The 25,673-nt window shown below is 45.9% G+C and carries 15 protein-coding genes; 6 read left to right on the forward strand and 9 right to left on the reverse strand.

Annotated features, from left to right (window positions below; translation table 11 throughout):
• Window positions 1-139: 139 nt before the first annotated feature.
• From QUA00_RS12510 to QUA00_RS12530, 5 genes are all read right to left on the reverse strand, one after another.
• Complete coding sequence (locus QUA00_RS12510) at window positions 140-886, reverse strand: hypothetical protein (protein ID WP_333409808.1); 747 nt, start codon at window positions 884-886, stop codon at window positions 140-142.
• 574 nt (window positions 887-1,460) lie between these two features.
• On the reverse strand, window positions 1,461-2,183 hold the full coding sequence (locus QUA00_RS12515; protein WP_333409809.1) for a pyridoxine 5'-phosphate synthase: 723 nt from the start codon (window positions 2,181-2,183) through the stop codon (window positions 1,461-1,463).
• 406 nt (window positions 2,184-2,589) lie between these two features.
• Window positions 2,590-3,516 carry a DUF4435 domain-containing protein gene (locus QUA00_RS12520; protein ID WP_333409810.1) on the reverse strand — a complete coding sequence of 309 codons (927 nt, stop codon included), beginning with the start codon at window positions 3,514-3,516 and terminating at the stop codon, window positions 2,590-2,592.
• Complete coding sequence (locus QUA00_RS12525) at window positions 3,516-4,877, reverse strand: AAA family ATPase (RefSeq protein WP_333409811.1); 1,362 nt, start codon at window positions 4,875-4,877, stop codon at window positions 3,516-3,518. The genes QUA00_RS12520 and QUA00_RS12525 overlap by 1 nt, the downstream gene beginning before the upstream one ends.
• 199 nt (window positions 4,878-5,076) lie before the next feature.
• Window positions 5,077-5,844: a nucleotidyltransferase domain-containing protein gene (locus QUA00_RS12530; RefSeq protein ID WP_333409812.1), complete on the reverse strand. Its 768-nt coding sequence runs from the start codon at window positions 5,842-5,844 to the stop codon at window positions 5,077-5,079.
• A gap of 271 nt (window positions 5,845-6,115) precedes the next feature.
• Between QUA00_RS12530 and QUA00_RS12535 the strand changes: the two genes are divergently transcribed.
• From QUA00_RS12535 to QUA00_RS12545, 3 genes are all read left to right on the forward strand, one after another.
• Window positions 6,116-6,976 (forward strand): Tab2/Atab2 family RNA-binding protein, encoded by an 861-nt coding sequence (locus tag QUA00_RS12535; protein WP_333142181.1) that lies wholly within the window; start codon window positions 6,116-6,118, stop codon window positions 6,974-6,976.
• 374 nt (window positions 6,977-7,350) lie between these two features.
• Window positions 7,351-8,646 (forward strand): TldD/PmbA family protein, encoded by a 1,296-nt coding sequence (locus tag QUA00_RS12540; RefSeq protein ID WP_333142182.1) that lies wholly within the window; start codon window positions 7,351-7,353, stop codon window positions 8,644-8,646.
• 205 nt (window positions 8,647-8,851) lie between these two features.
• On the forward strand, window positions 8,852-9,808 hold the full coding sequence (locus QUA00_RS12545; protein ID WP_333409813.1) for a GDSL-type esterase/lipase family protein: 957 nt from the start codon (window positions 8,852-8,854) through the stop codon (window positions 9,806-9,808).
• Window positions 9,809-10,111: 303 nt separating this feature from the next.
• Here QUA00_RS12545 and QUA00_RS12550 read toward each other — a convergent pair whose 3' ends face one another.
• Entirely contained in the window at window positions 10,112-15,928 is a 5,817-nt protein-coding gene (locus QUA00_RS12550) for a S8 family serine peptidase (RefSeq protein ID WP_333409814.1), read from the reverse strand.
• A 791-nt stretch (window positions 15,929-16,719) separates the two neighbouring features.
• Here QUA00_RS12550 and QUA00_RS12555 point away from each other — a divergent pair.
• Window positions 16,720-19,533 carry a chloride channel protein gene (locus QUA00_RS12555; RefSeq protein ID WP_333409815.1) on the forward strand — a complete coding sequence of 938 codons (2,814 nt, stop codon included), beginning with the start codon at window positions 16,720-16,722 and terminating at the stop codon, window positions 19,531-19,533.
• A gap of 332 nt (window positions 19,534-19,865) precedes the next feature.
• On the opposite strand, the gene QUA00_RS12560 is transcribed toward QUA00_RS12555, so the two are convergent.
• On the reverse strand, window positions 19,866-20,021 hold the full coding sequence (locus QUA00_RS12560; protein WP_333409816.1) for a hypothetical protein: 156 nt from the start codon (window positions 20,019-20,021) through the stop codon (window positions 19,866-19,868).
• Window positions 20,022-20,037: 16 nt separating this feature from the next.
• Window positions 20,038-21,549: an FAD-dependent oxidoreductase gene (locus tag QUA00_RS12565; protein WP_333409817.1), complete on the reverse strand. Its 1,512-nt coding sequence runs from the start codon at window positions 21,547-21,549 to the stop codon at window positions 20,038-20,040.
• A 101-nt stretch (window positions 21,550-21,650) separates the two neighbouring features.
• Here QUA00_RS12565 and QUA00_RS12570 point away from each other — a divergent pair, with 101 nt between their 5' ends.
• Complete coding sequence (locus QUA00_RS12570; RefSeq protein WP_333409818.1) at window positions 21,651-22,499, forward strand: ABC transporter permease; 849 nt, start codon at window positions 21,651-21,653, stop codon at window positions 22,497-22,499.
• 145 nt (window positions 22,500-22,644) lie between these two features.
• On the opposite strand, the gene QUA00_RS12575 is transcribed toward QUA00_RS12570, so the two are convergent.
• Window positions 22,645-24,705, reverse strand: coding sequence for a dynamin family protein (locus QUA00_RS12575; protein WP_333409819.1), 2,061 nt, complete (start codon window positions 24,703-24,705; stop codon window positions 22,645-22,647).
• 94 nt (window positions 24,706-24,799) lie between these two features.
• Between QUA00_RS12575 and QUA00_RS12580 the strand changes: the two genes are divergently transcribed.
• Window positions 24,800-25,657 carry an ABC transporter permease gene (locus QUA00_RS12580; RefSeq protein ID WP_333409820.1) on the forward strand — a complete coding sequence of 286 codons (858 nt, stop codon included), beginning with the start codon at window positions 24,800-24,802 and terminating at the stop codon, window positions 25,655-25,657.
• The last annotated feature ends 16 nt before the right edge of the window (window positions 25,658-25,673 follow it).

The following is a 25,673-nucleotide window of genomic DNA, read 5'->3' on the forward strand; positions in this document are numbered from 1 at the left end:
GTGTTAACTGTTGACTCGATTTTATTATTCCGATGCAACCGCAAACGATATTACGCAAAAAACAGCTCGCCCAATTGGGGAGCTGTTTTTTTGGGCGACGCAAATTCGATCGCCCTCAAGAGTATTTGTGGAATCTTTGCTATTGCACAGAAACTCGGATTGAGGACTTGACCGGCCTCTTGGCAACTACGATTACCCGGTAAGTGCCGGATTCCGGTAGTTGAGCAAAAGTTTGACCTTCGCCTTGATCCAGGAGTTGTCCCATCGGAGATTCGATCGCCAGATCTAGATTTTTGTTGCTAGCTGTCACCCTAATTGTCTGTCCCTGCTGGCCTTGAACCGTGATGGGCTGGATTTGGTAGCCGGACATTTTGAGTTTGATTGTGGCTTGTTTTTCCTTGAATGCTATGGGAATTGCGCGATCGGGCCTATAAGTCCACTTGGCGTTAAAGTCGCGTCCAAGTACAAAGCTGGTGGTTTCACCTTTCGGGGTAACTCGCACGCGATAGATGCCGGACTCTGGCAACTGGCCCATCCACTGATTGTCTGCTTTTTCAATAACCCCCATATTTTCACCATTGGGACTGTACAGTTCGGCTGTCAGTTGTCCCGCCCACAGGGAGAGAGTGAGTTCTCGCCCTTTGACGCCTTCAAAAATATAGGTGGTGGGTTGGTTGATGGTTTCTCGGATTTCCGAGGTTGACATTCGCTCGATCGGTTCGAGGTTGGGAACTGATTCAGAGGTAACGGGTTTGTTAAGGGTTTCTGTAATTTCCGAGGCAGCCATCAGCTCGCTCGGTGCTATTTTGGGGGCTACTGGGCTGGCAAATACTGATTTTGCCGCCATCATGAGTAGCATTCCAGTCAGTAAAATTAGTTTTTTCATGTCGCACTTCCGAGGGGGGTAAGGAATTGTATATGGTTACTTGTGTTTGCCTGTTTTCACCGGATTAAATCTGGCGATCGCACAGAGGCTACAGGAGGATATAGGATACAGGTAAATATCCCGTACTGGCACAAAATCTGCTGGTAGCAAATTGGCAGTGCGGGAGCTAAGTAGTAGCCTCAATTTGTCGGGACATTTTAATGATACTCCTTACGGATAATATCATCACAGAATATTAGTAATTTGGTCTAGGAAAATTAAAGCTTTTTCCGAGGTTCTTGCTAAAGAAATGCCCACACCCAAAAAACGCGGTGTCTTGGATTCTGGATCTGCCTTGCTACTGGAAAACGGCTAGCACCGGCAGGGGGTTACTGCCCCTACTGTTCCTCTTTTTTGACGATCTCCTAATTATCTAGGGCGCTGCGAACCCCACCTTAGCATATTTGTAGCGTGTTAAACCATTTTTTGCGTAAATTTTGATCCTGTATCTTGGTAGGGCGGATTGAGTTATTGTATCTGAAAAAAACGAGTTTATCACTGCCCAAGCCGCCCTCCCACACGAGGTTAATTTGTACTACGAACCTGCCAGGATTTGCAGGTAAGCTTGTACTGTTTTGGACAACCCCATTTCTAGCGCTTCCGCAATTAAAGCATGACCAATCGATACTTCTAGTATATCAGGAATCGAGCAAAATTTAGCTAAGTTTTGCAAATTTAAATCATGTCCGGCATTCACCCCTAAACCTGCTGATTGAGCGGCTTGAGCTGCTAAGACATATTGTTGAAAAACAGATTCTACTCTCCCTTCGCGAAAAGCAGTTGCGTAGGGTTCCGTATACAGTTCTACTCGGTCTGCTCCAACTTCTTTTGCTAGCGGCATGAGAGCAGCATCTGCATCCATAAACAAGCTGACTCTGATGCCGTTGTCTTTTAATTTTTGAATGATTGGTAAGAGCCGATCGCGATTTTCTGGAATATTCCAACCGCTATCCGATGTTAGCACGTCTGGAGCATCTGGTACCAAGGTACACTGAGCCGGTTTTACGTCGCAAACTATATCCATAAATGGCGGCTGAAACGGATTTCCTTCGATGTTGAACTCAACAGTTAGCATTTTGGCTAATTCGTAAACATCGGCAGCTTTGATATGCCTTTCGTCGGGGCGGGGATGGACTGTAACGCCATGAGCTCCGGCAGCAATTACTGTTTTTGCGGCTTCCGTAACGCTGGGGATACCGATGTTTCGAGAGTTTCTGAGGAGGGCAATTCTGTTGATGTTGACGCTGAGTTTTGTCATGGGATGTTAATCTTTAAAGTTGAGATCACATCTTGCATCTTTCTCAAGAACGGGCAAGATGCCCGTTCCACAAAGAGTAGATTTTCCTGTGGGACAGGCCGGAAAGCCTGTTCAAAAAAGGAGTATTGACAATGGTGCAAGATATAAGTTGATAATACTATATTAATCGCTTTCGGGACGAAACTTTGAGCCTAGGGCGGTAGTTTTAGGGCATTGTCAGAGGAAAAATTAGCTTGTGCAAGCGGTAAACTTTCGGCAAAAAAAGCCTCCGCTATTTGCTGTTTTACTGCCAAATCTTCAAGATTTGCGATGCAGAAAAGCGGTGCGACGCGAGCGAATTGTTCACAGGAGCGGAGACATTTTATAGATGAATAAATAGTGAAGTTAATAGATACAGGATTATAGCTTAACTATCTTTACTGTGGAGCAATATCAAATAATCATTCAAAGTTTCGGGGGTTTCAGCATAGACAGAAAAAAGACTGATAGCTTGCTCGTTACTCAACTTATCCCCAAAAGTAAACTTTATTTTGTGTTTTATATACTTTTGAGCATTTGATGAATCCTGTAAAATTTGTTCAATTATTGTTACCAAAAACTCCATTTCATATTTGCCTCTAAAAGTTTTATATTGTTCACAACTGGTAAACTCATCAAGCTTTATGTTTAAAATATCTTCAGGAACTTCTAAGGCTTGTGGGAACTTGTGTTTGATGGTTTCACAATCATATTTTTGTACTACCGAGTCTAGCGTAAAATGAATAAAGTCTTTTGGTAATTTATCGACTAGATTTACACCTGTTTGGTTTCCCGTTTTATTCCTAATGTCTATCAAGCAAGCATACCAAGCGTTAATCAAAATCGTAGCTTGATGAAACTCTTGTTGTCTCTGCGTAAAAAGGCTAATACAAACTTGAAATGCTTCATCACTAACTTCTGATAAATGAAGTTCATTTTTTAGGATTTCTTTGAAAACATCTACTGAAGCGTAAAAATTTTCAATAGAATAACAAGGTGTTTCAAATATAGGTGGGTTATGAGGTGGTAAAGGTTCATTGAAATCCCTATCAATGAAAAAAGCTTTTTTGTATTTATCGTATTCCGCATGAATAGTAATAAGTCGGTAAACCTCTAATACTTTATCTCTGCCACCGCAATTTATTGGGTAATAGTTATCTGTGAAACGCTTGATTCTTGGTACATAGTAAGCATTATCATTTCCCTCAAAAAAGCAAAACAAGCCATCCTTACCTTTTTTGGTATGGAGGGCAAACTCTGCATAAGCAACTTGGGATTTTTCTCGGCTTTTCCTGAGTTTTTCTAGGTATGACATTAGGCTGTAATGACTTGTGAAGGTTTAACATATTCGTCTAAGCCAATTGCATATTTATCTAATTCATTATCAAAAATGAATGGGGAATGAGTTACTGCCAAAAGAAATTCACATTTTTCTGAATTGAGAATATCTGGAAGTAATTGCTTTTGCCAAGGCATTGATAATGATAACTCTGGTTCATCAAAAAGCACAATAAATCGTTTGTCACCTTCTGAAAGATAAATTCTAGAAAACATTGAAATAATTTGCTTTTCTCCTGAAGAAAGTTTACTCAATGCAATCTCAGAAGCATTTCTTTCTGATCGGATAAAAATTTTAATTGCACTTTCATCATAAAATACCTTTTTATTGATCAAATATTTATTACAAACGTCTCTGAAGACTTTCACAGAGTTGTCTAGCTCTTTTTGAGAAGAGTAAATTTCAATTAATTTCTTGATAAAAAAATTGAGAGAGCTATCTTTTGGCTTTGCTTCTTTCTTTAAAAGTAGTTCACTAATTCTTTGCTTTTTTTGTTCTGAAATTCTATTGCCAACTCGTGACAATAAAATTTCAACATCATTATCTTCGATGTTTTTCAAAAAATCACTATCTTTTACATCCTCTTCATCTTCTATTAGTTGACTTAAGATTTCTGAGGACATCTCTGAAAAACCTTCTTTTAAAAGCCTATCAATAGTATTTTGAATGTGATCAAAACGTTTTTGAACATCATCCATGCCAAACTGGATAAGTGTATTTTCTTGATTTAAAAGTTCATCATCACTATAACCAAGATTGTATAAGTCTTCTTCAACACGTCTATATGTTGGAAAATACATAATCTCAATACCTTCAATACCTAATTCAATCTCTTTTTCACACTCACTAAAATGGAGGTTGGATTTATTGTCTTTATTCATTTCTAGCTTTTCAAAGGCTCGAGATATAAGATGAATAGGAAACTTTCTATACTTAAAATTATCTTCAAGCTCTTCGTATCTTGATTTTCTTCTGTTACCTTTGCTTTGTTGTAGGAATTTATTTCTGAGCATTTCAAGTTGAGGATAGCCAAATTGCTCAATAAAATCTCTAAGCACTGGATAATCGTAAAGTTCCTGAATCAATTCATCCACCTTGTCTTTATAGATTTCAATAGGATTTCCTTGGGAAAATTCTAAAATTAATTTATCAAAGCTGAATTCACCCAACCTAAAAAAATTTCTTTTTAAAGTATAATAAAAAAGGTTTAAGACTTGAGTTTTTCCAAGTCCATTTTCTCCAACGAGTATTTTCGTATTCTCATCAAAGGGAATGTGAACATCATCTGTGCCGAAAATCCCCTGCACTGAAAAAGATTTTATATTACTTGTGTTCATTTTCTTGTCCTATTGATTAGAGCCATCAAATAAAGCTTCTAGGGTTGGAATCATGGCTTTCCTAGATGTGGGGCAAGAGAGTGCCTCCAGCTTAAACAAGGATAGCACAATTTTGAATGTATTGACAAGCGCAGTTGGGAAATTTAATAAGTAAACGATTTAAATATGTTTAAGTTTAGATTATAACAGATATTGTTTACTATGCAATACTCCGAAATTTCGCTGCTGCAAGCGGTAAGGTTTCTGCAAAAAAAGCCTCAGATATTTGCTGTTTTACTGCCAAATCTTCAAGGTTGGCAATGCAGAAAAGCGGTGCGACGCGATCGACTATTGGGCGCGGAAAATCTCGGCTAAAATATTTTAGTTCAAAGTCGTACCTGTGGGGACGGTAAATCATGCCCAACAGTTCGACTAAGGGTAGAAGCGTCCAATTGTGATAGTTGCCGATCGCATCTACTAAATGTCCGCGATAAATCTCTTTTTTTACCAGAGGTTGCAGCAAATCGAAACGGATTTTAAGGTCGTTGAATCTCGACTGCATTGTAGAAAAATGTTTGCTGCGATCCAAAGGAGACGGTACAATTAGATTAACTTTGTCAAAAGCGATCGGTACATTTCCGTGTCTCTCTATTTCCAGAAAATCGTTGCGGCTGCTGCGCCGAAAAACAGCGAAATCAATTAGCAAGAACGGGGGGGTTTCTTTCAGCCGCCAGAAGCACTGCGATTGACCGTGCCAAGCGGGTTCGGGAACTCGATATTTGAGTTCGATTTCGCCAATTTCTGCGAGGGCTTTTTCAACAATATCAAATGTTTCTTCCACGCAATTATCTTCAACCACAACCGCAATATCGAGGTCTGACCACTCGTCGGTGTATCCGTGGGCTGCTGAACCTCCTTGCCACAAAGCGAGAACATAATCTAAAGGTTGTAAGGTAGAAACAATCTTTTCGAGAATGATTTGTCTCATGGAATCAAGCTATACTGTTTGTTTTCCCTGGCTTGCACAAGTTTAACAAACGATCGCGTGTTGAGATTGCTCCGCGACAGTTCTCCGAAGAGTTGCTAATGCTTCCGGTTGTGCACTGCTGCAAAAAATTACACGGGAAGCTGCAAGGGAAAGGCACAATCTTTGGGAAAGTGCGATCGCCCGCTATTGAAAATCAGCCTTATCTTGTCAGAATCAGAAACTTGCCCGCTGTCCGGTAACATGAGAAAGGATTAATTTTTAACAGCGCGGCATGGCTACTATTTGGGAACTCGACTTTTACAGCCGTCCAATCATAGACGAGCGAGAGAAAAAAAAATGGGAAGTGTTGATCTGCGAAAGCCCGCTGAATGTAGGCGACAAGGCCGAATCTCTGTTTCGCTACTCGCAATTCTGCTCCAGTTCTACCGTAAATTCCCTGTGGCTGGCGGGTGCAATTAAAGAGGCGATCGCCGCAGCACCGAAACGACCTGAAAAAATCCGCTTTTTCCGCCGCCAAATGGCGAACATGATTACCAAAGCCTGCGATGACTTGGACATTCCCGCCGCCTGCAGCCGCCGCACCCTCGCCCTTAGCCTGTGGCTGGAAGAACGGATGCAAGACGTTTATCCCGCCGAACCGGGCTATCAACCGGTTGTGAACCCCAGCGTTCAATTTGTACCCGAAACGCCTGTTGCGCTGCCGGATGCTTTAATCGGCGAAAAATGGGCGTTTGTGAGTTTGCCGATCGCAGCTTTTGACGAAATGTCCGAGTGGGATATCGGATTTGGCGAAGCTTTCGGACTGCCGATGACACGCCTCGCCCCAGAAACGCAAATTCCGGGACTAATTATCTACTCGTCGAGAGCAACCGCTTTGGCAGGTTGGATGTCGGGTTTAGAGTTGGCTTTTCTGAAATTTGAGAGCGGCCCACCCGCTAGGCTGGTATTAGATACGGGAGCTAACGATCGCTGGATTTTAGCTAATCTCAGAGACGCAGCAACTGAGAGAGAAGCGAAAGGATTTGAAGCCGCGAAAAACCAAGCAAAAAAAGTACATTTCTTAGCAATTCAGTCGAATCCCGAATCGGAATCTTTTGCAGGATTTTGGCTGCTGCACGAACTAACTATTTAGTCATTAGTTATTAGTCATCAGTCAGTTGTTAGTAGTCAGTTGTTAGTGGTTAGTTGTTAGTAGTCAGTTGTTAGTAGTCAGTTGTTAGTTGTTAGTAGGAGTTAATAATCTACCGTTATTTAGTCTAGCGTTAACAGCTAGATTGACTAATAACGAATAACTCATATAGCGGTTCTCAAATAATTGAGGTATGCTTTTCAGTCCAAGACCCGCGAGGCCTATGCTCTACGAACATCTCATGTTACTGAGAAAGGCTATAACTAATAACTACTGACTAATGCCAACTGCCAACTGCCAACTGCCAACTGACAACTGCCAACTGACAACTGCCAACTGCCAACTGCCAACTGACTAATTACCAACCACCGAGAACAATGACCAATCACCAATCAGCAGAACAACTGTTAGAACTAGCCACCAAAGCAGGTGCAGAAGCTGCTGAGGTATTGGAATCGCAATCGCTCTCACGGCCGGTCTTTTTTGAAGCAAACCGCCTCAAACAGCTAGAAACCGCCCAAGCAGAAGGCATTGCACTGCGGCTGTGGCGGGATGGGCGGCCGGGTTTGGCGGTGGCTTACGGGCCTGTGGAACTGCAAATTTTGGTGGACAGGGCGATCGCGCTTTCGCAACTCAACGAACCGGAAACCATCGAACTCGGCACTGGTGAGAAAGTTGTTTATCCCGATCGCGGAGTGTCGGTGCCGGCCGAACAGCTAGTAAACTGGGGAAAAGAGGCGATCGCGATCGTCCGCGAAGCCTATCCAGAAAGCCTCTGCACCGCCGAACTCGACTGTGAAATCGAGAGCACCCGTTTGGTGAACACCAAAGGCTTGGATTCCAGTCACACCGACACCACCCTCAGCGGCTATTTATCAGCAGAATTAGTGCGGGGAGAAGATTTCCTCAACATTTGGGAAGGCGAAACCGAACGCGGCACCCTCGACTTAAACACCAGCGCCAAGCGGGTTTTGCAGCGTTTAGAATGGGCGAAAGACAATGTAGCCCCCGCCACGGGCCGGGTGCCGGTGCTATTTACAGCCAAAGCCGCCGATTTGCTGTGGGGCACTGTCTGTGCGGCGTTGAACGGCAAACAGGTACTCGAAGGCGCTTCGCCTTGGAACGATCGATTAGGCCAACAAGTGACATCGCCGCTTGTCACCCTCTCGCAGCAGCCGGATATCGGGCCCTATAGCTGTCCTTTTGACGACGAAGGTACTCCCACGCGGGCGATCGTCTTTATCAACAGCGGAGTGTTGCAGCTATTTTATACCGATCGTACCACCGGTCGAGCCTTGGGCAGCGGCACCACCGGCAACGGATTTCGCCCTGGTTTGGGCAGCTATCCCACGCCGAGTTTGTTCAATGTTTTGATTAAACCAGGTTCGCTTTCGCTAATAGATTTAATCGCTAAATTAGACGACGGGATTGTAGTCGATCAAATGCTTGGCGGCAGTGCCGGAATTTCCGGCGATTTTTCAATTAATGTCGATCTCGGCTACCGAGTCAAAAAAGGTCAAATAGTCGGCAGAATCAAAGACACAATGGTAGCTGGCAACGTCTACAACGTCCTCAAACAATTAGTAGAATTGGGAGGAGACTCCGAGTGGAACGGTTCTTGCGAAACACCGTCTCTAATTGTAGAGGGATTGTCCGTCATCGGCAAGAATTAAAGTCAGTTGGCAGTTGGCCGTTGTCAGTTGTCAGTTGGCAGTTGTTAGTTGTCAGTTGTCAGTTGTTAGTTGTCAGTTGTCAGTTGTCAGTTGTTAGTTGTCAGTTGTTAGTTGTCATCAATCATCAGTCAACAGTCAACAGTCAACAGTTAACAGTCAACAGTCAACAGTCAACAATTCTCCATTCCCACTTCCCATACATAATATGCGTATTTGTTTTATCGGCGATTCTTTTGTAAACGGTACTTGCGATCCCAAATGTCTCGGTTGGACAGGACGGATTTGCGCGGCCGCTTGCGGACAAGGACACGATATTACCTACTACAATTTAGGAATAAGGGGAGAAACCAGTGCCGATATAGAAACTCGTTGGTTCAACGAAGTTTCTCGCCGCTTACCTCACTATGGCGACGGCAGAATAGTATTTTCCTTTGGCGTCAACGACACTTACCGAGAAAACGAAAAAAATCGCATAGAAGTTGAAAAATCAATTGAAAATGCTCGCTGTATTCTCACGTCAGCCAAAGAAATATTTCCAGTATTAATGGTAGGGCCACCGCCAGTTATCGATGCCGATCGCACAAAGCGGATTGCCAACTTATCCGAACAGTTTTCCCAAGTTTGCCACGAGTTAAATGTGCCTTATCTAGATGTTTGCACCCCGCTGCAAAACTCGGAAATTTGGCATAAAGAACTTACCGAAAATGACGTTTCCCATCCCCGCGCAGCCGGTTACGCTGAATTGGCTAAAATAGTTCACAATTGGGACGGTTGGAAAGCTTGGTTTAAAAATATCAATATATCAGATAAAGAGACAGTAACGCTGTTCCGAGCCGTCGGCAAAAAAGAAATGGAACTGATTAAAGAAAGCGATTTTCTGGCATTTCCGCCACGACTGTCTTTTCAGCCTATTTTTTATCCCGTACTCCACAAAGCATATGCCATACAAATTGCACGAGATTGGAATACAAGAGATGCAGCATCGGGATATTTCGGCTATGTAACCCGGTTTCGAGTTTTGGCTGAATTCTTAAAAAAATATCCCGTCCAAACTGTCGGCAGTTCGATTCATCAAGAATATTGGATTCCGGCAGAAGAATTGGCTCAATTCAATCAAAACATTGTGGGAAAAATTGAAATTTTTGCGGAATATCAACCGTAGAATAGGAGGAAATCATCCTTGAATTCAATCGGTTTGAACTGATATCTTGCACCATTCTCAATTAGCCGTAGGGGCGGGTTCGCCAACAGCCTTAAAGCTTGCAAATAGGTTCTATAAACCCGCCCGACCCCACGAAAAATCCTCTTATTGATATTGCTGCAAGATGTCGGTTTGAAGGGATAAATTTTGACTGGTACGGCACTCTGAATAGAGTGGGAAAGGGTAAAACAAAGCAGATCAACGCAAATTGGTAAAATTCATCTGCGTTAATCTACGTGTATCTGCGGTTAAAAAAAGCCGCTTCTAAATGAAAGTGAAATAAGGTTGATCGAGATTCAAATCCATCACCCCTTGCACCGTGGCAATTAAATCATCGGATTCACCGGGTTTCTTGAGGAAAATGCTAGTCGCATTCCCCGAAACCGACAGCGAATAATTGGCCTTAATTCCCGAAAGGACGATCGCATCCTCAGCAGAATTAAAGTCACTAATCACAGCATTACCATCACCAGAGTAGTAGATTTTATCACTATCTCCCAGCAAGAAACGGTCTTTACCTTCCCCGCCAGTCAAAGTATCAAACTCCCCAATTCCAGGATTAGTAGCACTCGGATCGATACCTGCTAAGGTATCATCTCCTTCGCCACCGCTAACAACATCATTACCGCTGCCGCCGAGCAAGAAATCCTTATCTAACTGACCGAAAATGCTGTCATCTCCAGCATCACCGCCGAGAGAATCATCGCCCTTCCCGCCAAAAATTATATCGTTACCGTCTCCTCCCAAAGCAACATCCAAGCCTTTATTTGCGTACAGCGAATCATTACCGCCGCCACCTAAGATGCCGTCGGAAGCTTTACCGCCGTAAACAATATCATTGCCATTTCCAGCATCGATCAAGTCGGTGCCAGCATTGCCCAATAGCGAATCTTCGCCGTCATTGCCCTGGATATTATCAGCACCATCTAAGCCGGAAATCGTATCGTTTCCAGGTAAACCATCCAATGCGTCAGCCTGCGGAGTTCCGAAGAACAAATCGCTAAGCGGCCCGCCACTGAAAGTAGAATCAACGGTAGTATTCGGACTCGGAATCCCAATTGCCGGTGTTAAAATTTGGGGGCCGTCAGGTGTGGGAGTTGGGGTGGGTGTGGGTGTGGTTGTGAGTGGGGGTTTGAATACAGGTACGGTGGCAAAGCTAGAGAGAATTGTATTGCCGGAGACACCTGCAACATTTTCGATGAATCCAGTACCCGGAATATTGCTAGTAGCATCAAAGAAATTGAGAAGTTCGAGGTCGTTAGCGAGGTTGATTTGACCGTCTTTATTCACGTCTACTACTAAGCTAGTACCGCTGCGGCCGATTCCTACTGAACCGTTCGTCAGAGATGTAACTAAGGTAGTATCCGGGAGAACGAGGTTGTCAGTGCCGGCAGCGCCTTGAATTTTGCTACCAGCGGCTGTTGCGGGGTCGAGGATAAAGGTATCGTTGCCACCGCCACCGGTGAGAATGTCGGCACCGCCGTTACCGATGAGGCTTTCATCGCTGCTGCTGCCAGTGATAGTATCAGGCAAAGCTGTACCGATGATAACTTCGATACCGGTGAGAGTATCAGTACCTTCGGCTGTGGAACTTCCCGCCGCGAGATTGATATTCACAGGACTCAACAGAGTAGCATAAGACACCGTATCGATACCGGCACCGCCGACGATGCTGTCATTGCCCAAACCGCCAACTAGAGAATCATCTCCATCGCCGCCGTCGAGAGTATCATTGTCTTCGTTTCCGAACAAAAAGTCATTGTCGGCACCGCCCAACAAACTGTCATTCCCTTCAGCCCCGTACAGAGAATCTTTGCCATCTCCTCCATTGATAATGTCAGTACCTTCACCGCCCCACAGGCTGTCATCACCGGCAGCGCCTACGAGAGTATCGTTACCTTCGCCGCCGTCGAGGGTGTCGTTACCTTCGCCGCCGTCGAGATAGTCATTGCCAATCCCCGTACCGAGAATTACGTCACCGCCTGCCTTACTAATGGTAATGAGTTCGTCGCCGTTCAACACATCATTGCCAGCGTTGCCGAACAGGGAATCATTGCCCTGATTGCCCTCAATCTCATCGTTGCCGGCCAATCCGTCGATGCTGTCATCGCCACTGCCACCTGGAAGGAAATCATCTTCAGGAGTCGCCTTCAGCGGGAAACTTTTGAGAATAGCGTCCCCTGAGAGATTGCCAACTTGTTCGATAAAACCATCTCCTTGTTCGAGATTTGGTTCAGCGAAGAAGTCAAGAATCAACAAGTCGTCAGTCTCGTTAAAAATCCCGTCCTTGTTGAGGTCAATTAGCAAGTCGGTATCGAATTCGCCGCCCCGCGTGACGCCTGCCGTATCGGCGGCCAAGCCGATCGCCAGCGTGAGACCATTGAGAGTTAGACTATCGGTGCCGTTGTCGTCAGCAATGATGCTGCCGCCTGCGGAAGTACCATTTAACACGTAGAAGTCATCGCCGATGCCACCTTCTAGATAGTCGGCACCACCGCCACCTTCTAGGGTATCGTTACCGTCATCTCCGTAGAGTTCGTCATTGCCAACGCCGCCATTGATACTGTCGTTATCTTCGCCACCGCTTAGTTCGTCATTGCCGTCACCGCCTTCTAGGGTATCGTTGCCGTCACCCCCATCTGCAATATCGTTGCCGACACCGCCAGAAATAGAGTCATTGCCTTCGTCCCCTGTAAGGGAGTCATCGCCGGCATCTCCTGTGAGGGTGTCGGCACCGCTGCCGCCTACAACTTCGTCATTGCCGTCGCCGCCGGAGAGCAAATTATTGCCCAATTCATCTTCTAGGATGTCATTTCCTGCGCCGCCAATTAGGCTGTCGTTACCTTCGTTGCCATTTAAGTAGTCATCGCCGGCATCTCCTGTGAGGGTGTCGGCACCGTTGCCGCCCAAAACTTCGTCATCGCCGTCGCCGCCGGAGAGCAAGTTATTGCCCAATTCATCTTCTAGGAAGTCATTTCCCGCGCCGCCAAAGAGGCTGTCGTCACCTTCCTCGCCATTTAAGTAGTCATCGCCGGCATCGCCAGAGAGGGAGTCATTTCCTTCCCCACCGAAGATGTCATCGTCGCCTCCGAGGCCGTCGATGGTGTCGTTTTGGGCGCTACCTTGGAGGGCATCATCGCCGGGAGTTCCCAATATTATCCCCGGAGTCGGACTTGTCGGAGTCGGAGTTGTCGGACTTGTCGGAGTTGTTGGAGTTGGAGTTGGAGTTGTCGGACTTGTCGGAGTTGTTGGAGTTGGAGTTGTCGGAGTTGTCGGAGTTGTTGGAGTTGTCGGAGTTGTCGGAGTTGTTGGAGTTGGACTTGTCGGAGTTGTTGGACTTGTCGGAGTTGTTGGAGTTGGACTTGTTGGAGTTGTCGGAGTTGTCGGAGTTGTTGGAGTTGTTGGAGTTGTCGGAGTTGTCGGAGTTGTCGGAGTTGTTGGAGTTGTCGGAGTTGTCGGAGTTGTTGGAGTTGTTGGAGTTGTCGGAGTTGTCGGAGTTGTTGGAGTTGTTGGAGTTGTCGGAGTTGTCGGAGTTGTCGGAGTTGTCGGAGTTGTCGGAGTTGTCGGAGTTGTCGGAGTTGTCGGAGTTGTCGGAGTTGTCGGAGTTGTCGGAGTTGTCGGAGTTGTCGGAGTGAAAACCGAGGGAATGACACTACGAGGCAGGTTGCCGACGTTTTGGAAGTCGCCGCTCTCAGGCAAGTAAAAGTCTTCAATGGTCAAATCAAGTCTTGATTCTAGCTTGCCGTCGGCGTTGAGGTCGATCAGCAAATTGTTACCTATTCTGTCCATCCCGTTCTGCCCGTCTGCGGGGAGGGTGTTTGTCAGGGTGGCGTTGTTGAGGATTAAATTATTGGCGACACCACCAATATTTTTAATTTTGCTGCCTCTGGCTGTCCTGGCATCGAGGATGTAAGTAGTGTCTCCCGTGCTTCCCACTAGGGAGTCGCTACCGGGGATGAGGGTGTCGTCGCCATCAAAGCTGAAGCCGATGAGGGTGTCGCCGCTACCGGAGGCGACGAGGGTGTCGTTGCCGCGGCCGCCCCAGAGGGTGTTGGCTGCATCGTTGCCGACTATTGAGTCATCTCCTGCGCCAGCAAAGGCATTTTCGATGATGCTGCCGTCGGCGATGGTGAGGGTTTGATCAACGAGTTTGTCGCCTGTAACTGTGCGGCCTGGTAGGCGAATTTTTTTACTACCGGGCTTTAGGTCGATAATAACGTTGTCAGTGATGGCGGCAACGTTGATGATGTCGTTGCCGCCGTTGGTGTCGCTGAGAGTTTTGCGAAGAGCCTCCTTTTGATCGGCTTCATTGGTGAAACTGGCGAACTCGTTGGTGTAGATGTAGGTGTTGTCGGTAATGGTGTCGTCGCCGTACAGCCGCAAAGTTGCGCTATTGAGTTTGCCGGTATTGTTGCCACTGGTGGGAGTTGTGTCGCCTTTATAGGTGAAGGGTTTACCGGTATTGTTGCGGTCGTTGGTGGCGCTGTTGTCAGAAATATTCAGCGTCCATTCGCCAAGGCCGGTTTCTCCCCAGTGGCGGGCGCTGCTAAAGGTGTAGCTAACGGTTGTGCCTTTGAAACCGTTGTCTTCTGATTTTTTATCATCTGGTGTTTCGGGATTATTTGGTTCCAAGTCCCCAGTGTAGTAAGGGACACGATCGAGCATTACACTCTCGGTGCCGTCAGGAGATGTCAGCTTGACTACTAAGTCTTGAAATTGACCGTGCTCGATATTCAAGTCTAGTTCGAGCTTGTCGATGTTGATGCCTTGAGTAATATTGAAGGTTTGATTGATCCCTGCGGGGTTATTGTTGGGGATATCTACCCCCGATTCTGGCAGGGTCAAATTATCAATTTTCACTTCTCGGTTTTTTTCAGTGGCCAAAGTAGCTGCTTTATCTTTGGCAGGTCCCGATCGCAACTGCCAAGTTTCAGCCAAACGCACTGCTGCTGTGGCATCGACTAATCCGAAGCCGTAGTCGTGATTGACGTGGAGTCCGCCGCCGTTCCAGTTTTTAGCGCCGTTAAATTTCCACGTGTCTTTATTAATTTTCTGGTATTTCCCATGGATTATACCCAGAACTTCTTGATTATTGGGGTCATTTTTGCGGGCTGAGTAAGCCAGGATTTCCTGAACGTCGCGGTAGCCGAGTTTGGGATTGGCTTGCAAGATTAAGGCTGCAACGCCGGAAACCATCGGCGCTGCTGATGATGTGCCGTTAAAGTCATTGGTGTAGTTGGAGTTGGGAAAGTTTTTCCGATTTTTTGCTGTTTCCTCTGTGTTGTCGCCATCATTGCCAGTACGATCGACGGTAGCGATACTGCCGGGCCTGTCGCCGAAGGCTGAGACTAAGAGTGGTGCACCCGGATTGCTGTATGGGGCCACAACTCCTTTATTGTCGATCGCTGCTACACCAATTACATAGCGGCTGTTCTCGTAATTGCCTGAGTTGACATTTCTACCCCGTTGTGCTGCTCCTTGCAGAGTGGGGTCTGGGTTAACGTTTTCACGCTCGTTTCCCCCGGACCAGGCAAATACTGTGCCCAACCCCCCGCGGCCGGTAGTGACGGCGTTTTCGATCGCTTTGCCGGGGGCATCGTTGGTTTTGAAATTGCCGTCCTCAACTTGAAAGTTCGTGCTGCCACCCCAGCTATTGTTGGAAACGTCGAAATCAACTTGGCTTTGCAGGCTAGGGGTAGCAACAAGAGGATTTAAACTGCTGCGGAAACTGCCGATGCTCGCTACTTCGTAAGCAACGCCGACGGTGCCTTTGTTATTTCTTTTTGCTGCAATTACTCCTGTGACAGTAGTGCCGTGATTATCGCTCTTGCCTTCAGGCTCCAGACCTGTAGCTGGTGGCAGGTCTTCGTGTGTAAGGTTAAGACCATCATCTATGACTCCGACTTTGATGCCTTTGCCTGTGTAGAAGGGCCAAACGGGTAGTACATTCAGGTCAATGCCGGGAGTTCCTTCGGTTTGCTTGTTATTGGTAACTCGTTGTCCGGTGTTGAACAGCCACCACTGATCCTCAAATAGGGGTTCTTTTTCTAAGTCTTTCAGCAATTTGGATGTATCAGTCATAACAACGCTCTCTTGATAATTTTCTTAACTGCTTCTGAAAGCGATCGGGTCTGATGAGAAGGCGATCGCATTTGCCATTAGATGAGATCGCCTTGTCCCCGCATCCCCCATAAGATAGATTTTATCCTATATCTGTGGCGATCGCTAAATTAATTCCCAGGAAATAAAATTTTCCTGTTACAGTTCACAAATATCCAACTGCATATAGAACCCAAGCGATCGCGGGTTGAGTTTCGCTATCTCTCTCTATTATCTCTGTCGGCGGCTGTTTGTAGAAGTCGGAAAAGTCGGATATTCCAGTCGGATAAGTCGGAAAAGTCGGATCTTTGGCGATGAGAGCGGTTGAGGGTTGACTTTTGAGGGGTGTTGTGTAACAGGAATTGAATAGGGCAAAAGGGCGAAAGAATCCTCAGCAAAGTGAGTCTCAACAAATCAGGGAAGTAGTTCTTCCGTACTTGTTATGGTAAATGGACTGCTGTGAGATATTCGACTGCTAGGAGCGATCGCAAGATATCAAATGGGTTCTATAGTGCGTCTAAATCATTTGTAACAATATGTAGGGGTAGTGCTACCCCTACTCCCCGTGCCTACCCCTACCTTGGGGCAACCACGGGGGGATTGCCCCTACAAGAATTACACAAATGATTTAGGTTAGCTATATAAACCTATAGAATTAATCAGGGTTTATTTGCGTGAACATCCGGTTAAAAATTAGTTATATTTTGCTAAGTTGAAGGATTTTTCGCTAAAGTGCGATCGAGCAGACAATTCTCAGGTCATCTACGCTATTTATGCCGTACATAACTATCCCTAAACAATTTAGGGAACCTTCCAGGGTCATCAAATCTCAACTTTTTTTACGACCAAAACGCCTAGCCATTTTTGAAGCTTGTCTGATCGGTTTAATTTCAGGACTCGCGGGGGTTTTGCTAAAGTCAGGAGTCGGATGGCTGGGCAGTTGGCGAGTTGCTACCTCGACATTAATCCCAGCTTGGATATTACTGCCCGCCGTCGGTTTATTCGGCGGGTTGCTGACAGGTTTCTTGGTTGAGCGTTTTGCTCCCGAAACTGCCGGCAGCGGCATTCCTCACGTCAAAGCTGCTCTCGGCGGCGTCAATCTTTCCTTAGATTTGCGAGTAGCTGTCGCCAAACTTCTGACGACTATTTTAGCAGTTGGTTCCGGTTTAACTTTAGGGAGGCAAGGCCCCACTGTGCAAATAGGAGCATCTTTGGCCGGCTGGATAGGTCACTTGATGCCTACTTCCCCAGACTACCGCCGACAATTGATTGCTTGCGGTGCTGCGGCAGGATTGGCTGCTGGTTTCAATGCTCCAATTGCAGGAGTTTTGTTTGTAGTTGAAGAACTCCTGCACGATGTTTCGGGATTGACTTTAGGGACTGCTATTATCGCTTCATTTATCGGTGCAGTTGTATCGCAGCTTTTGGGCGGTGATAGTTTAAATTTGAACCTTCGCGAGTACCAAAGCAGTTTTGAGGCTCAGGAAATTCCCTTCTACATAGTTCTAGGAATTTTAGCGGGATTGCTGGGAGCTTTGTTCACTAAAGGGATTATTGCTAGCTTGCAATTTAACAGGCGATCGCTCAAATTAGCTTTGCCCGTGCGAGTGGCTCTAGCTGGTATTATTTGCGGTTCAGTAATAGCTTTTCTCCCAGAAACTTTTCGCAACAATACGGGTTTGCGGGAGTTTCTGCTGACGGGTGAAGCAAGTGGCATAACGAGTTTAATTGCTTTTATAGCACACTTTTTTCTAACAATTATATCCGCTGCTTCTGGGGCTCCGGGAGGATTGTTTTCGCCTTCCCTAGTTATGGGTTCTGCACTCGGTCACATGGTGGGCATTGTGCAGGCAGATGTCCTGGGTATCGGTTCGCCAGTAACTTACGCTTTGGCGGGAATGGGAGCGTTTTTTTGCGCGGTTACTAGAGCGCCGATTACTGCGGTAGTAATTGTGTTTGAAATTACGGCGGATTTCAAATTAGTGCTGCCTTTGATGATCTGTTCTGTAGTTGCTTATTTAGTCGCGGAAAAGGTAGAAAGTGGCTCGCTGTACACTCGCCTTTTGGAGTTTAACGGCATTCAACTGACAAAGGCAAAAGCTGCGAGCAATACTTTGAGCGACTTGCACGCAGATGACGTGATGCAGCGCCGAGTTGAAACTCTTTCGAGTCTGCTGACTTTTGATGAAGTGATGCAGGCTTTTTCGCGATCGCACCACCGAGGATTTCCAGTAGTTGAAGATGGCAAATTAGTCGGAATTGTCAGTCAAACCGATTTGGCAAATGCCAGCGAGCGCAATTTGTCCGGCAACTCGCTGCTTAAAGAATTTATGACTGTACAGCCGATCGCAGTCAAAGCAAGGGATACTTTAAGCGAGGTATTGTACAGGCTCAACAACTACAATATCAGCCGTTTGCCAGTCGTAGAAGGTCGGCGTTTGGTGGGAATTATTACCCGCAGCGACATTATCCGAGTTGAATCCGATCGCCTCAGCGGAGAAACAACCCAGGGCCCGCATCCAGAACCTTCCTATGTTGTCTATCAAACCAGGGCTCCGCAAGTCGGAAACGGCCGCTTATTAGTGCCGCTTTCCAACCCCCAAACAGCACCCGCTTTGCTGAGGCTGGCGGCGGCCATTGCGCGCGATCGCAATTACGAATTAGAATGCCTGCAAATCATCATAGTACCGCGCAACAGTTCCCCCTCAGAAAGCGCAGTGCGGACAACCAAAAGCCGCCGCCTGCTACAACAAGCCGATCGAATAATTCGCAATTGGAACTTGCCGGTACACACTCAAATACGGGTAGCTCATGACGTGCCTCACGCGATTTTGGAGACAATAAAGGAGCGACATATCGATTCAATTTTGATGGGCTGGCAAGGCGAATTTTCCACAAAAGGACGCATTTTTGGCGATGTGGTGGATACCGTAATTCGGCAAGCAGGCTGCGAGGTTATTTTGGTAAAGTGGAGCGAAAAACTATTAGCAACACGCAAGAAAAATGAGTTTTCTGCCACTTTCAGCGGGCGCAAATATGCGTCTATAGAATGGGAGTTAAATCCCGAAAAAGTTGACGGCGCAGATAATCCCGCATTGGCCATATCCTTAGATTCATCAGCGACTCCAGAGACTGAACTTTCCCCGCCGAATTCAGACATTCCAGGGCCAGAATTGGGACTGCACACGCTGATGGGCTTGCACCGCTGGTTGGTGCCTATTCGCGGCAGTTACAAGCAAGCTGCGGCTTTGCGGCTGCTACCTGCTTTGGTGGCTGCGAGTGCTGTACCGGAGATTAAATTGTGTCAGGTTCACCAGCCTTCTGTTGCAGAACCCGATCGCGGAGAATTAAAGCAAGCGGCGGAGTTTATCAAGCGCCGGGTTAGCTGTTCGATAATAGCGACTTCGGTTTGCGCTAAATCGGTTTCTGATGCTTTAATTGATTTGGCTCAGAACGATCAGTGCGATGCGATCGTCCTGGGAGCAAGCCGCGAAGGGCTGCTGAAGCAGGTGATTCACGGGAATATCCCGGAAGCTGTGGCGCGCGGGTGCGACTGTACAGTCATTTTAGTGCGATCGGCCTCTTAGCTAACCAGACGGGAATCCCCCTTCTTCCTGACATCTGTTAAATCTCACATCTTGCACCATTCTCAAGAACAGGCAAGATGCCTGTTCCACAAGAAAATTCACTCTTTGTGGAACAGGCATCTTGCCTGTTCATAAAAAGCTTATTGAGAATGGTGCAACATCTCAGTTAAATCTGACATCTTGCAGCAATATCAATAAGAGGATTTTTCGTGGGGTCGGGCGGGTTTATAGAACCTATTTGCAAGCTTTAAGGCTGTTGGCGAACCCGCCCCTACGGCTAATTGAGAATGGTGCAAGATATCTGTTAAATGCGTTGCAGAATTTCCTTCTTCTTATGGCGGGATCATCTCATATTTGTAAAAATACTTCTTCTGGCTCCTTCCTTCTTCTGGCTCCTTCCTTCTTCCTCTTTCCTTCTTCCTCTTTCCTTCTGCCTCCTGCCTCCTGCCTCCTGCCTCAAAACTCCAATTTCTAGCGGAGGGCTGCAAAGGTGAGATGCTCCCCTTATGGCAGCCAAAAATCGGGAATGAAAGTTTTAGTCAAAGTGCGAGTAAACTGATTAATCTTTCTCCCGATTTGAATGTGCGGTTCGTCAGCTTCCACGGGAATAATTGCCGCTTTGTTTCCGATTCCGAAACGCGAAATTACCAAATTTGCCGCCTCCAAACCCGTAACATAAGCCTTTTCCTGCGACCAAGAACCGTGGCGGGTCACAACCCAATCGCCGCTCATCAATACATTATCATAACTTGTTACCGCAGGCAACAAATACTGATAGCTGCCAGGAGCGAAATGCGTCACAGCCCGCGACAGCCGAATCGCGCTGCTGTCTATTACTTTTGCCTCCCGAAAAGCGGGGATGCAAGTCGCTAAATCCCGCTGAACTAAGGAAACAATTTCCTCATCTTTTAGGGGAATTAATTGATTTGCGTGATAAAAGTCAGCTTCGACAACTGTTCCCGGTTCGTCGCGAAATTCGTCGTGCAAAGCATTCAAATCAAAAAACGTCCAACCTGTAGTTGAACTAAATCCAAAACAGGCATTAGAAGGCAGCGGAATGTCAATTTTTCGGTCAAACCACAGGCGAACAGCTAACACGTCAACTGCACCCAAGTTCATTGCGTCTCGAAACTCTTGGCGGCTTTGCAAAGCTGGGCTGCTGCTGATTATTTTTTGCATTCCCGTGACGCCAACTGCAAAAATAACTGCATCTGCATCGAAGGTTTCTTCGCCGCAAACAACGGCTGTTGCTCGGTTGTTGCTGTCAAATTTTAAATCAGTAACTCGCTGCTTTGTCAAGACTTTTGCACCGATTTTTTCCAGGCGTTCGACCCAGGGGCGAAATATTTTTTCTCCGACTGTCCCGCGACACCAAACTACATCAAAATCCGGTTGGTGTGCTAATATGAAATAATAAAGCATTCCCAAAGCGGCGGCGGCAGAACATTGTTCTCCTGGTGCAAATAAACCTACTAATAACATCGGCTCAAAAGCATCGCGGTACAGTCTTGCAGAAACGCCAAACTGTTTGAATAGTTCGCGGGCTGTGACGCGATCGTACCTGCGCCAAGCTTCGTCGGAATTGTCGAAATCTAGGACGGCGTAAAGTAAGGGCAAGGCTGAAAGCCGATCGACTAATGGCAGCCTTTTAAATCTGGTGTAAAGAAAGGTTCCTAACGGTGTAGGAAGGCGCGGTTCGTCCTGAAAAATCGGCGATTCTACTTCCAATCCCGCTGGTGAATACTGACAAGAACGAGTCCAAGGCGTGAACGGATCGATTCCTAATTCCTTGACTAAGGAAAAGATGTTTTTGTAGGGATACCAGAAGCCATGAATGCCTGCTTCTACGGAACGCCCGCCGGCGGTTTTCCACCCTGCAACTAAGCCACCCGGATGAGGGCCTGCTTCTAACAAAGTTACGTCATAGCCTTGCTGGGCTAGGTGATAGGTAGCGCCTAAACCGGCCCATCCTGCACCGACGACGACTATTTTGGGGGTTGACGATTCTGCTGACATTGCGTACCTCTTGATAATTTATTCATGATGACATAATTCATAAAATGCGGATTTGATATAAAATGTGTGGGATTATGTGCTAAATTTGGCTTGAGTGAATAATGGGTGTCAAAAACCGGCAGCAAACTAACCTGTTGCTGCTCTTATTTCCCGCTACCGCATGGCTGGTCGTTTTCTTCATTTTGCCCGTGCTAATTGTACTGTTGTACAGTTTCTTAGAACGCGGTACTTACGGCGGTGTTACTTGGATATTTACTCTCAGCAACTACCAGCGTTTGTTCAGTGGACTTTTCTTAGGAGTAATTGGGCGATCGCTCTGGCTGGCTTTTCTAACAACTGCCGCTTGCTTGTTAGTTGGCTATCCCCTAGCATTCTTCATCGCCACCCGTTCTCCTCGCTGGCGAAATGCTTTGCTTTTGCTGGTAATTATTCCATTTTGGACTAATTTTTTAGTGAGAACCTACGCCTGGATCATACTCTTGCGTAGCGAAGGAGTAGTTAACACAGCCTTGCAAAGCCTGCAAATTATTAGCGAACCGTTAAATTTGCTTTTTACGCCTTTCGCTGTGGCGATAGGTCTTATTTACGGCTATTTACCTTTCATGGTTCTGCCTTTATATTCTAGCATAGAACGCTTCAATTTTTCATTGGTAGAAGCCGCTCAAGATTTAGGGGCAAATGATATTCGCACTTTCTGGCGCGTATTTTTACCATTAACAACTCGCGGTATTGTTGCAGGATCGATTTTAGTTTTTGTTCCCGCAGTCGGCGCTTTCATCACACCGGATATATTGGGCGGATCTAAAACAGTTATGGTGGGAAATTTGATTCAAAATCAGTTTATGAAAGCCCGCGACTGGCCTTTTGGATCGGCGCTTTCTATGCTGTTGACGGTAATCATATTGATTCCGGTGTTAATTTACTTCCGCGTGTCTGACGAAACTCAATAGTAAGGTGCGAAATGGGCATCTTAAGCTGTTGGGCATCTAAATTGTATTTTTTGGGCGGGCGAGACGCCCAACCCCTACTCCCCACAAGACTTTTCTTAAATTTGACTCTACAATTTAAATGCACTTCAGCTTACTTGGATTTTAGCTAAAGAAATCCACCTACCAACTCAATTTGCTGCAATTGAGACAAAATATCGGCTTCCAAGTCTTTTAGACGTTTAGTTTCAGCTTGGATGTCAATTTCTCGCGATTGTTTTTGAGCGAGCAAACTATCTAACTCGGCTTTGCGAGAATTGATATCAGCATTCACGCGATCGCACACCTGTTCTTCGTAAGTATCAAAACATTTCCTGACTGCTTGATAAATATACTGCGACTGTTCTTCAGCAATTTGTGGCAGATATTTGACAAACTCTGTCTTAGTTGCAGAAATGAACTGTTGGCGAACATACTCTGCTTGCAATGCTACAACACCTGTAACTACCAGAATTCCACCCAAAACTGAAAGAGTTAAAGAGGCAAAAACTACACCGATAATATTTAGCACCAGCGTCACCATGACACAAGCCAAAACACTTTGCCAAAACATATTGAAAGAATGGATACCTCTGTTGAGGTTGTCGGGAATCGAGGAAAACATATCTATTGCCACCTCAGCCCAAGTCGAGTTTCCTTCATGCTTGTAGCTATGCCCGACGGCGTAGAATCGGTAGCCTAACAGCTTCTTATTCATAGCCTCTACTACTCGTTCATATTCAATTCGAGAATCGGCTGCTTTTTCCTCAAGTTCAGAGAAAGCAGAGGCTATCTTCTGTTTGGCAATGAATTCCCAAGCAGCGAGGCGATCGTTCATATATCGCTCGAAAGCACGTTTGAATGAGGTATAGAACATTGCCCGGTTGTTTTTGTCGAGAAATTGCATGAAATCTAAATCGGGCTGAGTGCTTAAAAAATCCTTTTCAAAGGTGTTCTCTAAATCCAGGATATAGGTACGGAAAGAATCGCCTATTTCTTGGGAAGTTCGCTCGCGAACAGTTCTAATTTCTTGCTGGAATTTATTACCAATTTCCGACAAGTTTGCGAAGTCCGACTGAATCGAATCAATTTTCTGTTTCAATTGATCGACAGTTTCATCTAACAAAGGAATGCGGCGGGAGATTGCTGCTTGAAAGCGATTGCAAGCTTGAAGGGCGATCGCTCTTGCTTGTTCCCGTTCAGCAGCAGCTCGTTCCCCAGTCAGAAAATGATTGAGAGCCGCCAGAAACTCGACAAAGCCAGTGCCTTCTAAAGTAGCTTCTGAGTTTTTCAAACGACTACGCAAGGCATTGAGAGCAGAAATCTCAAAAACTCGATCCTGATAAATATCCCGGCCCCGATCCTGACAATATTCACTCAGATTAGTCTGGAAAACTCGACGCAGTTTGTCCTCGGCTACTTGCAGTGCCTCAGTGTCTTCTGGATCGACAAGTCCCTCTCGAATTCTATCCCAAGAATTGACTATGAAGAAGATAGTTAAACCTCGGTCTTTCAGGTAATTCTGGAGATAGCGACGTTCCTCCAATGTGCAAGGTTGAGACGCACTCAACACAAAAAGTATGGCGTGACAGTTGTAGATATAGTCGAGAGTAAGCTGGTTTCGCGCTTCCGTATCATTCAGTCCCGGGCTGTCCACAAATTCGATACCTTTGGCTAGCAGCGGTAGCGGATGTTCTACCACCGCATGACTGATATCTGGAAAAGCTAGCTCTTTGCCCCGCTCTAGAATTTTTGCTTCTTCTGGATCAATTGTATAGCGCTGCTTAAACTGCTGAAAATCTATTTCCTCTGGTTGTTTGCTATCGTTATAGTAAATCGTCGCTTTCTCTGCTGTACCGTATTTCAGCACTGTTAACAAAGCAGTACAGGGAGTGACATCACTGGGCAGTAAATTCTGCCCTAGCAAAGCATTGAGAAATGTACTTTTTCCCCGCTTCATATCCCCTAATACTAAAAACCGAAAGACTCCTTGGCGCAAATTTTCACTTTGCTGGATGAGACGTTCAATCTCTTTAGAGAGTCCTAGTTTTCCCGATGTATTTTCTGCTTGTGATTCAGCTAGGGTGAGATTTTGGGCGAGATCCTCCAACAAAGCTGCTATCTCGTTGCGAACTCTGACAAGGCGATCCAAGCTATGGAGCCAACCAGCCGCTTTTTCTTGACTGCTCATGGGTCTTCCCTCGAGTAAGGTCTAATTCGATCTTATCACCTTGACAGATCTAAATTTAGGGTAAGATGCGCTAATGACTAATGACTAATGACTAATGACTAAAACAAAACTAGATTTACTCGTGCGGGCGATCGGCAAAAAGTGGCTTTGGGTACAAGCTGCACTAGCATTTGCCTTTCTTTACTTGCCAATTCTCATCTTAATTATTTACTCCTTTAACGCCTCTAGATTCAATGCCGTTTGGCGTGGCTTTACCCTTGACTGGTACCGCAGTTTGTTTAGCAATGCAGGCGCGACGATTGCTACGAGTAGCAGCGCCGGAATCTTGACTGCACTCAACAACAGCTTGCTAATTGCAGCTATTTCGACTGTGTTAGCGACAATTTTTGGTACAATGCTCGCGCTAGCACTGGAACGCTTTCATTTCCCAGGGCGCAAAGCAGTAGAAGCTTTACTGTTTTTGCCTATTATTATGCCCGAAATTACGATCGGCATTTCGCTGCTAGTTTTCTTTACCCTAGTATTTCGGATCGTAGAAAATCTCACGGGAATTCGCCTCAATCTCGGCTTACCTACCGTAATTATCGGTCACATTGTCTTTAATATTTCCTTTGTGACTATTACTGTCAGGACGCGTTTGGCGGAACTAGATCCTCAATTAGAACAAGCAGCTTTTGACTTAGGCGCTAACGAATGGCGGGCTTTTTGGCGCATCACTCTCCCTCTGATTTGGCCCGCTATTTTTAGCGCGGCACTGCTGGCTTTTACTCTGTCGCTAGACGATTTTGTCGTGACATTTTTTACCACAGGTGTCGGTTCGATGACGCTGCCATTATTTGTTTATGGCATGATAAAATTTGCAGTTACGCCAGCGATTAATGCCATTTCAACTTTGATGTTGTTGGCTTCATTGTTGCTGGTTGTATCATCGTTAAAAGTTCAGAAAAGTTAAAACAATTGCTTTCTGT

This window comes from Microcoleus sp. T2B6 (assembly GCF_036700475.1).
Lineage (GTDB): Bacteria > Cyanobacteriota > Cyanobacteriia > Cyanobacteriales > Microcoleaceae > Microcoleus.